Genomic DNA, 9,934 nt, shown 5'->3' on the forward strand with positions numbered 1-9,934 from the left:
GGTTTTCGGCCAGTTCCCGTAAGTCAAAATTGCCGGGGTGGCATCGGGCAAAATACCTAGGGTGGGGAAGGGTAAATTTTTCTGGCGGCAAACTCGACCGAGGGATTTATAGGCTTCGGGACTGTAGCGGTTGAGCTTGCTGGTGGTGAGGGGCTTCAAGCCAAAGCCGACGCGCAAAATACTATCGAGCAGCCATGGGGAAGCGATCGCCACTAAAAGCAAGACACCCACCAGCATCGAAGTGCGATCGTAGTAAAAGGCTTGGATGGGGCGAGTGAAGGGCAAGCCCACAAGGATTTCGTTGGTGACGTGCATGAACCCTCGCAGCAGCAAACTTGCAAGCCCGATGAGGGCGATCGCACTAACTCCTTGCATTGCGTACAGTCGAGAGATCGGCGGGGTTTTCAGGCGTTTCCAATTTTTCGCCCGTCCTCGATTGCGCCACTGATAGGAGGGTGGGGAATCTTTGAGGATGGATGGGGAAATAGAGTCTGAATCTTCGCTTTCAGTTGTGGTGGGTTCTGGAGATTGCGGTGCTTTTGCCTTTTCTAGATCGATTGCTGGGATTGGGGATGCGGGGAAATTCTCGCGAGGAGATCGATCTCGATGGAATTTGTCCTTTGACGGTACGAATTTCTTGGGCGCTGGTGGCGATGGAGGTTCTTCGTCTAACGGGACGAATCCCGTCGGCTTGGGCGCTGGTGGCGATGGAGGCTCTTCATCTAACGGGACGAATCCCGTCGGCTTGGGCGCTGGCGACGCTGGAGGTTCTTCGTCTAAAGGAACGAATCCCGTCGGCTTGGCTGGGGAGCGAGGAGCTGATTGGCTCGAACGTTTCGCCCAACTCGCTAGGGTTTTCGTTGCCCAGTGCCGAACTTTTGGGTTGTCGCTAGCCTGCAAATCTTCGCAGGTGGAGGTCGCTCGGGCGGTGTCGCCAATTTTATCGTAGGCGATCGCCAACCCCATCTGAGCTTGAAGAACTTCCGCCTGACGGGGAGACTGGCCGACGATGCCTTCTAAATGGGCGATCGCAATTTTTGTCCGACCCTGTTTGAGCGCTGCCAATCCCGCCTTCAGAGAGGGAGGACATACCTCTGAAGAACCGGATGTTGAAGAGGGAGAAACCGATGCCATAAGCTGCCACCAAAGCCGATCTTTATCCAAGATAGCAATCTTCTTACTCCTCTATATTAGAGAGCGATTGCAGAGCAGGCGAGTCGCTCGAGAGACAACTTGAAGGGTCAAGAGTTTGCAGGGTATGGATTGAGGCTTGCGTGCCATGGCCGTTTAAAAACCCAAAGCTTGGGTCAATACCTTCGGGGCAGGCAGCAAAATGGCCGCGAGCAGTGCCAAAGCCATCAATCCGATAAAATCGCGGCGATTGTCGAGTTCGCTCACATCATTGAGAGCGGGTTCGTCGCGAATGGGCATCAAAAACAAGACGATCGCCCCAAAGAGTAATTCTTTGCGATCGCCGTAGGCTAAAGCCAGCACTAACATCAACAGCCGCGTCACCTGGGCGATACCCAGGGCCGTCCGCTGGCCGAACATGGCATGAACCATATGACCGCCATCGAGTTGCCCCACCGGTAACAGATTGAAAGCCGTGAGAATCAACCCCAAATAGCCCGCAATCGCTACGAGATTGAGGTCAATAACCGTATCGGCATTTAGACTATCCCCCAATGCCAACTTACTCACGACCGAAAGTAGCAAAGAAAACTGGGGTTTGAGAGCTTCAAAATTGAGCAATCCCGCGCTATCGGGGTTTTCCAATGCCGACAGCAGAACGACTTGCGAATGAGCCATACCCCAAACCAGAAGGGGAATCGAGATGGCCAATCCGGCAAGGGGACCGATGACGCTCACATCAAATAGCGCCTTGCGATCGGGAATCGGCGATCGCATCTGGGTAAAAGCCCCAACGGTTCCCAGAAAAAACGGAAAGGGAATCAAATAGGGTAGAGTCGAGCGAATGTGGTGAAACCGAGCGGCAAAGTAGTGACCGAATTCGTGAACCCCCAAAATAGCAATTAAGGGTAAAGAATAGGATAATCCTTCCCAAAGTCGAGCGGGATCGGAGCGCAGGGCCGCCTCATCGACTCCCGCAAATACTGCCCCGCTAACGGTGGTGGTAAATAGCGTAATCAGCAGCAAGCTCAACGCAAAAATCGGTCGCGTCGTGGCTTCGGACTCTTGGGGCTTTTTCGATTCCGCCTGTGGATTGGGGACGAGGATAAAGAAAGGTTGCTTGGCATAAAACCCCTCTTGAAACACCACCAAAAAGCGATCGCCAAATGTTTTCTCGATATTACCTTGAATGGTTTGGTACGCTCGATCGGGATTGGTTCGCAACTGCCCCCGACACACCACCACCTGGGGTCGGTATTCCAGATTTCGCAGGTAGTACACCGACCACGGGAAACAGTCTCGCAACTGACCCTCTTCCTCGCGATCGATCGTTCGAGTTGGAGGTTGCTCGGGGGTTTCTTCCTCTAAGTTGGGTGTCATCTCAACCGCATTTGAGAGGACCTGAGACGTTTGTACCGTCTGGGATTCCTTGGGAGATATCCGACCCCGTTGTACCAACCACCAGTACAACACAAAGCAAATCGCAAACGGTCCGATGGCCAAAATTGCCGGCAGGTTGGCATCTTCCCCGTAAATGAGCGCCCAAACCGTCAAAATCGAGGCCGGGGTCATCATCACCAGCCACAAAATCCAAATTGGCGTGCGAGTGATGCGCGGAACACTTCGCTGCAAAATAAGATAGGTAAGAAGTCCAAGGAGTAAAAGCAACCAAAAATTCATGCCATCCCAACGCAACACTGCGCCCAAAAAACCACGGGCTGTCCTGGACAACGTTTTTGCTTTTTCCCCAAATCGGGACACGCTAGGAGCAACCGCTTATCTCATTGTAGAAAAAGTTGTCAATATCCTGATCGATTCTCCGCCGTGGAACGATCGGACTCAAGCTTTTCTTCAAGAGCAAGGGGGAGTCGGGTGTCTATTTATCACCCATCGCGGCAGCATCGGAAAAGCCGCTCAAATCCAGGCTGAGACAGGATGTGAAATTCTAATCCAAGAACAAGAAGCCTACCTGCTGCCCGAAGCCAAGCCGACGGTATTCGAGTCAGAGATCGCATTGGGAGATAGTGCGAAGGGAATTTGGACGCCGGGTCACTCGCCAGGTTCGTCTTGCTTGTACTATAGCGGCGGGGGCGGTGTGTTGTTTTCCGGTCGCCATCTGCTTCCGAACCGCCAAGGGTTGCCCGTGCCGTTGCGAACGGTGAAAACCTTCCACTGGCCGCGCCAAATTCGCAGCGTGCAAACCCTCCTCGATCGATTTACCCCCGAAACCCTATCTTCGATCTGTCCGGGGGCGAATACCGGCTTTTTACGAGGTCAAACGGCGATCGCCGACGCTTACTCAAAGCTCTGGGCACTCGATCTCGATGAGTGTCTTCAAGCTCAACCCCTTCTTTGAGGAGACGGGGAGATGGAGGACAAGGGAGACAAGGAGGACAAGGGAGAGGGGGAAGAGCAACTGACCCATTATCAATTGTCCGTTGCTCTTCCCTATTCCCTCCAACCCTCTTCGGGAGAATAACAACTCACCCATTAACGGGATGTGCAACTTAAAGTCCCAAACCCTTGGTTTTCCGTTTTGACTGGCGGTTATCTCCAAATTGTGAGTTGCTCCAACGACGTAAATTCAAGGCCTCGGAAAAAGTTGCACAGGCCGTCATTATTAATTGTTAATTATTCATTATTCATTCATCTTCCTCTGCCTCCCAATGCGCGGCAATATTTCATGAAAGTATGAAGAAAACTCCTGCTCTTTCCGTTTCGCCTAAGCGTGCCGATGCCCTCGATGCCTTGCGAGGGTTGGCGATTTTGGCGATGGTGCTGTCGGGAACGCTTCCCTTTGGGGGGGCGCTGCCAGCTTGGATGTATCACGCTCAATTGCCCCCACCAGACCATACTTTCAATCCCAACATTCCCGGACTGACTTGGGTCGATTTAGTCTTTCCTATCTTTTTATTTGCCCTGGGGGTGTCTATTCCTCTTTCCGGCTCTCGTGCTTTTTCTCGGGGGTGGAACGGGTGGCAGATGAGTTTATCAATTCTCAAGCGGGGTTTTTTGCTCGGAACTTTTGCAATTTTCGTCCAGCACGTTCGACCTACTCAAATCGACCCGTTGCCCGGTGAAGAAAAATGGTGGTTGGGTTTGTTGGGATTTGGTTTGCTCGTTCTGTGCTATGCTCGTTGGCCGAAGTCTTGGCCGCTGCTGTTGCGTCGTGGATTGACGGTGGCGGGCATCATTGGGGCGGTTCGATTTCTCAGTGTGATTCGCTATCCCGATGGGAGTGGATTCTCTGTCGAGCGTAGCGATATTATTCTGATTATTTTGACCAACATGGCCGTTTTCGGCGCATTTATTTGGTTGCTGACCCGAGATCGACCGTCGATTCGATTGGGTTTGTTGGCGATTTTACTGGCTTTGCGGCTATCTTCAACGTCACCGGGTTGGGTGGCAGCTCTGTGGTCTGCATCGCCGATTCCCTGGCTCTTTCAATTTGAATATTTAAAATATTTATTTATCGTCGTTCCCGGCACCACGATCGGAGACCTGCTCGTAGAATGGCTGCAAGCGTCACAAAAGCGAGAAGAAAATTTTCGTTGGTCTAGTGGTCGATTTATTGGAATCAGTGCGATCGGGATACTTTCTATTGTTTGTCTACTGGTCGGTTTGCAAGGTCGATGGGTTTGGCAAACGACGATCGTTGTGACCGTTTTATATACTTTCGGTTTTATATTAACCAAAAATCCTCAAGAAGTCACCGAAAGTCTTGTCGGTAAGCTCTATCGACAATCTGCTTTTTGGCTGTTGTTGGGCTTGAGCCTAGAACCATTTCAAGGTGGTATAAAAAAAGATAGTGCGACGCTCAGTTATTTTTTTACAACGCTGGCAGCTTCTATTGTCCTACTGGTTGTTTTGTCGATCTGTTTTGAAGTATTTTACTTACAAAATAAATTTAAATTAATAATTGAAAATGGAAAAAATCCAATGCTCGGCTACATCGGGTTTGGGAATTTAATCTGGCCGATTTTGAGTTTAACGGGTTTGTACGAATCGATTGAAGAAATGAGTTTTACCCCTTGGCAAAAGTTTGGAATTGCCCTTATCTATACTTTGTTGCTGGCACTATTGGTTAAAGGGTTCGGTCAATTAAAAATCTTTATGAGAACTTAATAAAAAACAAGAAATTTCACTTTATTTTTAGTTTTTTTAATTTTTTTAAAGCTAAAATAGCCATAGACGCGAAGAATTCATAAATCTGGTTTTTCGCTTTTTCAATACAACCGAGAGTGATGGCAAAAATACTGATTGTAGATGACGACCCAACAACCCGGTTAATTCTCAAAAAAGCACTGCAAAATGCAGGACATTCAGTATTTGTCGCCAAAAACGGTTTGGATGGACTCACTCAAGTCAAAACACTCCATCCGGCTCTGGTCATTTGCGATTGGATGATGCCTCAAATGAACGGCTTGGATTTTTGCGCTGCCGTCAAAGCCGATCGCACCTTAGCAACCACTTACATTATTTTACTCACCCGCAGGGGACACGTAGACGATCGGGTAAAGGGACTCGATAGCGGTGCGGATGAGTTTCTTTCCAAACCCATTGAAGTCCAAGAACTCACCGCACGAGTTCGAGCGGGATTGCGCTTGCATCGCCTGGCTCAGGAACTTAAGGAAGCCAATCAAAAGTTAATCGCTCGAAACCACCTCCTAGAGTCTCTTTCGATGACCGATCGCCTGACGGGATTATTGAACCGCAGAGCCTTGGATCGCACTTTACCCCATCTCCTTCGACAAACCTACAGTACCCAAGGAGATCAAGACTATTTGTGCATTTTCATGATGGATATCGATCGATTCAAGCAAGTCAACGACCTTCACGGTCATTTAGTTGGAGATGTGGTGTTGCGTGCCGTTGCAGAACGGTTATTGGGAATAGCTCACCCGCAAAGTTCTCTCTATCGGTACGGCGGAGAAGAATTTACCTGCGTTGCTCCCGGCCTAAGCCCAACCTTAGCATTGGAGTACGGCGAGTCTCTGCGCATGGCAGTCGCCTCGTCAGCCATTAATATTCCCGATGGGAAAACATTACCCGTTACCCTGAGTATTGGCGGTGCGATCGCCAGTCAGAACAATCGATTCAGCGATCGGGAATTGTTACTGCAGGCGGATGGTGCACTCTACCAAGCCAAACAAGCCGGACGCAATTGTCTGCAATTTTCTCAACCGCAAACAGCTAACCGCGAACGGTTATAGCCTTAAAGAGAGCTTCGGAGGCTCGGGAAGATGAATGAATAGTGAATAATTGGTGAGTCGCTATTCCCCCAATATTTTATGGGGTTACTCTCTTCCCGTCTCCCCTCGGTCGGCGTTCCCTTGCGCTTGTCGGCATTCCCTTGCGTCTTGCGCGCGCCATGCGGGGTCCGACCTCTGTCGCCGACGCGGGGTCCGACCGCTCCCCGTCTCCCCATCTCCTACTTCCCCCGACGCTCACCTACAAAAGTATCAAACACGATGCCGAACATCGCGATCTCGAGTTCTGTAATGAATTTGTCCCTCGGACTACCCCTAAAGTATCGAAAAAATGTCATCCTAAAGGAATGCTGTTAAGTGCTGAAACTCTACTTTTTTATCAACGCTGTCCGAGGCGAGCTTTTCTAGATGTATATGGTGACGTTCGGCACAAGGAACCGGAGAGCGACTTTCTGCGGAAGCTTCGCCAGGATAGCCGACTGCATCGAGAAGAGATTTTGGCAAGTTTTACCTACCACCAGCCGAGCTACCCTCGCTACAACTGGCTCGCCGGTAGTCAATCCACTCTAGAGTTGATGCAGCAGGGGGTCGAGTGCATCTACCGAGGGGTATTACTGACCCAGTGGAGTGGTGGCACGACCCTGCTGAGCGTTCCCGATTTGCTGGTGAAACAGCCGGGGGAATCGGACTTTGGCAACTGGCGGTACGAGGCGCACAATATCAAACTGGGGAAGCGATCGAAGATCGAATATCAAATTGTGGGGGCATTTGACGCGCAGGTTCTGGCGAACGTACAGGGAGCTTGGCCCGACACAACTTGGTTGCTGTTGCGCAAGCGCTCTCCCCATCCGGTCAACTTGGCACAGCGCGTCGGGGAAATGCATCAGATTCTCAATGAGTGTATTGTGACGCTTCGCGATCGCCGCGCTCCGGAAGTGTTTATCTCTCGTCAGCGTTGCGGTCTGTGTCATTGGTATACCAGTTGTCACGCTGTTGCCGAAAAGCAGCGTCACCTATCGTTGTTACCCGGTATTACTCCCAATCGCTACGAACAGCTTCAAAAAATTGAAGTGACCGGCCTGGAAGATTTAGCCGACTTGGGGGTGACGCAGTTGGTGCCGTTGATGGGTGAGGACATCGCTCAACAACTCGTCTGGCAAGCTGTGGCGACTCTAGAAAATCGAGCCATTTGGAAAAGCAACCGCGTCAGTTCCTTATTCATTCCCAGTCCAGTCACCTCCCGTTTGAAACTTAATCGCCAAGATTCCGACGCTCCCATCCCTCCCTATTTGAAGGCAAACGTCGAGCTTCATTTCGATTTGGAAGCCGAACCGGAACTCGATATCGATTTTCTCTTTGGCGTGTTGGTCATCGATCGACTCAAAGGAACGGAAAAATTCTATCCCTTAATTGCCGAAAAGCCCGAAGATGAGGAAAAAGTTTGGATGCAATTTTTGGAAGTTGTGGGAATGTATCCCGATGCGCCCATTTTTCACTTTTGCGACTACGAGGTGAAAACCACCAGCAAGTTAGCCAAGCGCTACAATACCCCCGATTTCCTGTGGAAACCGCTGCTCGATCGCTTTGTAGACGTGCATCTGTGGATGACGCAAACGGTGGTTTTGCCCGTAGAAAGCTATGCGCTTAAAGCCATGGCTCGCTGGATTGGTTTTGAATGGCGCGATGCGTCAGCCAATGGCGCGCAGTGCATTTGTTGGTACAACAAATGGCTGGAAACGGGCGATCGCCGCTATTTAGAGACGATCTTGCAATACAACGAAGATGATTGTCGGGCAACCTATCGCGTCAAGGAATGGCTGGTTGAGTTTTGGCAACAACAACTCCAACCGCACTCTACTCAATAAATAACAACCGCACGACATCTGGGGTAAATGGATTTTCCCCCTCTTTGAGAGCATCGATCCATTCTTGGCGTTGAAACTTTCGGGTGTCGTTTTGGGCCCCTTCGACGAAGGTGGTAAAGTCGGAGATCGCCCCTTCTCGATCGCCGCTGAGGGCCCGTGCCAAACCGCGACTGTCGATAATGTTAATATTGTCCGGAGCCAGATCCACCGCACTTTCGCAGGCATGGATGACATCGCCTGCATATCCCCAAAGACTGCCGTACCAACAAAGCTTGTTCCACGAATTGGCACCAATGCCAAAGAACCCATTGAGTATTTGCACTTCTTCGTAGGCGGCGATCGCTCGTTCGATATCTCCAAGCAGTACCATGCGTTCGGCTTCGGCAAGCAGTTCCGACGGCGTTCGGTATCGTGCGGTGCGCACGAGTTCCCCTTCAACGATCTTTGGCTGGGGATACTCGGGAGGCCGTGTCATTCCATCGGTGGAAAGCGCGCTTTGACCTGGTACCATCGCTAGACCCATGCCGATCGACATCGACATTGCAATCGCGCTGAGTTGTTTTGCCAAACAATTCGCTCGCACTGAAAATGGAATTTGAATCAACATTGAAAATTATTTCCCACATCACACCAAATCTAGACTAACGTAATGCCGCTTTGAGCTGCTCTATCCAGATGTGGGGGGTGGAGGAGTTATCCAATACCCAATTGGCTCGATCGCATTTTTCGGCCGTTGGCATCTGCGACTCAATTCGAGCGATGGCTTGTTCTCGGGTGAGACGATCGCGTTTCATCAACCGTTCTTGCTGCTGGATCCGCGAACAGGATACCACCCAAATTTCGCTGACTAAATCGGTCATCCGAGCTTCAAATAATAAAGGAATCGCCAAAACCATCGGTCGATCGCTTTTGCGGTAATTGGAGATCGCCTCTTCAAACCGCCGACGGACGTAAGGATGAATCCGTCCTTCGAGCCACTGACGCTCCTCGGGGCGATCGAAGACGATCGCCCCCAACTCGGGGCGATCGAGGGTTCCATCAGCTTGTAGAATTGTATCGCCGTAGCGCTGCCGAATTTGCTCCAAAATTGGGGAAGGCGGTTCTACGGCTTCGCGGGCGAAAATATCTGCATCCAATACTGGTAAATGATAAGTTTGGGCTAAATAGTTGGCAACGGTAGATTTTCCCGTGGCAATTCCCCCCGTCAGACCGATAATCCGCCAACTGGCGCGATCGCTTCTGGAACTAGCATTGGGTTCTAAGTCGATTCCGTTCATTTTTTACAAATACTAGCCACACGGCTTGGCTCAAAGTTGCACATCGCATGAATTGGGAAGAAGTCAAGGGACAATTGACAACGAAAAATCGGTGAGCGTGTTATTCTCCCCTTTCCGAATTCCGCGCTTCATCCCCCCATTCTGAACTCCGAATTCCGAATTCCGAATTCCTTGTCCCCCTTAAAGTAAAATCATTTCAGTTGGGGTTTCGGTGGTGTGCCAGATGTTTTGTCGTTGAGGAGAGAATAGTTTTATGTGGGTATTAATCTTACTGGCAATTTTCGCGATCGTGTTGGTTGCATTGGCTCTGGGAAATATGTTCCGAGGTAACGATCGGCAGGACGTTCGCCGACCCTTACCGACTCCTCCCGAACCGCCGCAACCCTCTCAACCTTCACCCCCACCGAGAAGAGCAACCGTCACGGGGGAAGAGTCTTCGACTTCAGAACCC

The 9,934-nt window shown here is 50.6% G+C and carries 9 protein-coding genes; 5 read left to right on the forward strand and 4 right to left on the reverse strand.

Annotated features, from left to right (window positions below; genetic code table 11):
- Window positions 1–1,164: tetratricopeptide repeat protein (locus IQ235_RS09715; protein WP_502652785.1), on the reverse strand; the 1,164-nt coding region annotated here is incomplete at its 3' end.
- 123 nt (window positions 1,165–1,287) lie between these two features.
- Complete coding sequence (locus IQ235_RS09720; RefSeq protein WP_264321277.1) at window positions 1,288–2,811, reverse strand: site-2 protease family protein; 1,524 nt, start codon at window positions 2,809–2,811, stop codon at window positions 1,288–1,290.
- On the opposite strand from IQ235_RS09720, the gene IQ235_RS09725 reads away from it, so the two are divergent.
- The 4 genes from IQ235_RS09725 (at window position 2,810) to IQ235_RS09740 (ending at window position 8,206) form a co-directional block, all read left to right on the forward strand.
- Window positions 2,810–3,487 (forward strand): MBL fold metallo-hydrolase, encoded by a 678-nt coding sequence (locus IQ235_RS09725; protein WP_264321278.1) that lies wholly within the window; start codon window positions 2,810–2,812, stop codon window positions 3,485–3,487. The genes IQ235_RS09720 and IQ235_RS09725 overlap by 2 nt on opposite strands.
- 335 nt (window positions 3,488–3,822) lie before the next feature.
- Entirely contained in the window at window positions 3,823–5,256 is a 1,434-nt protein-coding gene (locus IQ235_RS09730) for a DUF5009 domain-containing protein (protein WP_264321279.1), read from the forward strand.
- A gap of 119 nt (window positions 5,257–5,375) precedes the next feature.
- Window positions 5,376–6,344, forward strand: coding sequence for a GGDEF domain-containing response regulator (locus IQ235_RS09735; RefSeq protein ID WP_264321280.1), 969 nt, complete (start codon window positions 5,376–5,378; stop codon window positions 6,342–6,344).
- 344 nt (window positions 6,345–6,688) lie between these two features.
- Window positions 6,689–8,206, forward strand: a complete 1,518-nt coding sequence (locus tag IQ235_RS09740; RefSeq protein WP_264321281.1) for a TM0106 family RecB-like putative nuclease — start codon at window positions 6,689–6,691, stop codon at window positions 8,204–8,206.
- Here the strand turns inward: IQ235_RS09740 and IQ235_RS09745 are convergent.
- Both IQ235_RS09745 and coaE read right to left on the reverse strand, forming a co-directional pair.
- Window positions 8,196–8,813, reverse strand: a complete 618-nt coding sequence (locus IQ235_RS09745) for a tetratricopeptide repeat protein (protein ID WP_264321282.1) — start codon at window positions 8,811–8,813, stop codon at window positions 8,196–8,198. The genes IQ235_RS09740 and IQ235_RS09745 overlap by 11 nt on opposite strands.
- A gap of 34 nt (window positions 8,814–8,847) precedes the next feature.
- On the reverse strand, window positions 8,848–9,483 hold the full coding sequence (coaE, locus tag IQ235_RS09750) for a dephospho-CoA kinase (RefSeq protein ID WP_264321283.1): 636 nt from the start codon (window positions 9,481–9,483) through the stop codon (window positions 8,848–8,850).
- 253 nt (window positions 9,484–9,736) lie between these two features.
- Here coaE and IQ235_RS09755 point away from each other — a divergent pair.
- Window positions 9,737–9,934, forward strand: a 198-nt coding sequence (locus IQ235_RS09755) for a hypothetical protein (protein WP_264321284.1), incomplete at its 3' end; no start/stop codon positions are given.

It is taken from the genome of Zarconia navalis LEGE 11467 (assembly GCF_015207075.1).
Classification (GTDB): domain Bacteria; phylum Cyanobacteriota; class Cyanobacteriia; order Cyanobacteriales; family Geitlerinemataceae; genus Zarconia; species Zarconia navalis.

What these genes read in the sequence shown, in the direction of transcription:
- IQ235_RS09725 (WP_264321278.1), top strand. Translation starts at nt 2,810, where the DNA reads ATGCCATCCCAACGCAACACTGCGCCCAAAAAACCACGGGCTGTCCTG.
- IQ235_RS09720 (WP_264321277.1), bottom strand. Translation starts at nt 2,811, where the DNA reads ATGAATTTTTGGTTGCTTTTACTCCTTGGACTTCTTACCTATCTTATT.
- IQ235_RS09730 (WP_264321279.1), top strand. Translation starts at nt 3,823, where the DNA reads ATGAAGAAAACTCCTGCTCTTTCCGTTTCGCCTAAGCGTGCCGATGCC.
- IQ235_RS09735 (WP_264321280.1), top strand. Translation starts at nt 5,376, where the DNA reads ATGGCAAAAATACTGATTGTAGATGACGACCCAACAACCCGGTTAATT.
- IQ235_RS09740 (WP_264321281.1), top strand. Translation starts at nt 6,689, where the DNA reads ATGCTGTTAAGTGCTGAAACTCTACTTTTTTATCAACGCTGTCCGAGG.
- IQ235_RS09745 (WP_264321282.1), bottom strand. Translation starts at nt 8,813, where the DNA reads ATGTTGATTCAAATTCCATTTTCAGTGCGAGCGAATTGTTTGGCAAAA.
- coaE (WP_264321283.1), bottom strand. Translation starts at nt 9,483, where the DNA reads ATGAACGGAATCGACTTAGAACCCAATGCTAGTTCCAGAAGCGATCGC.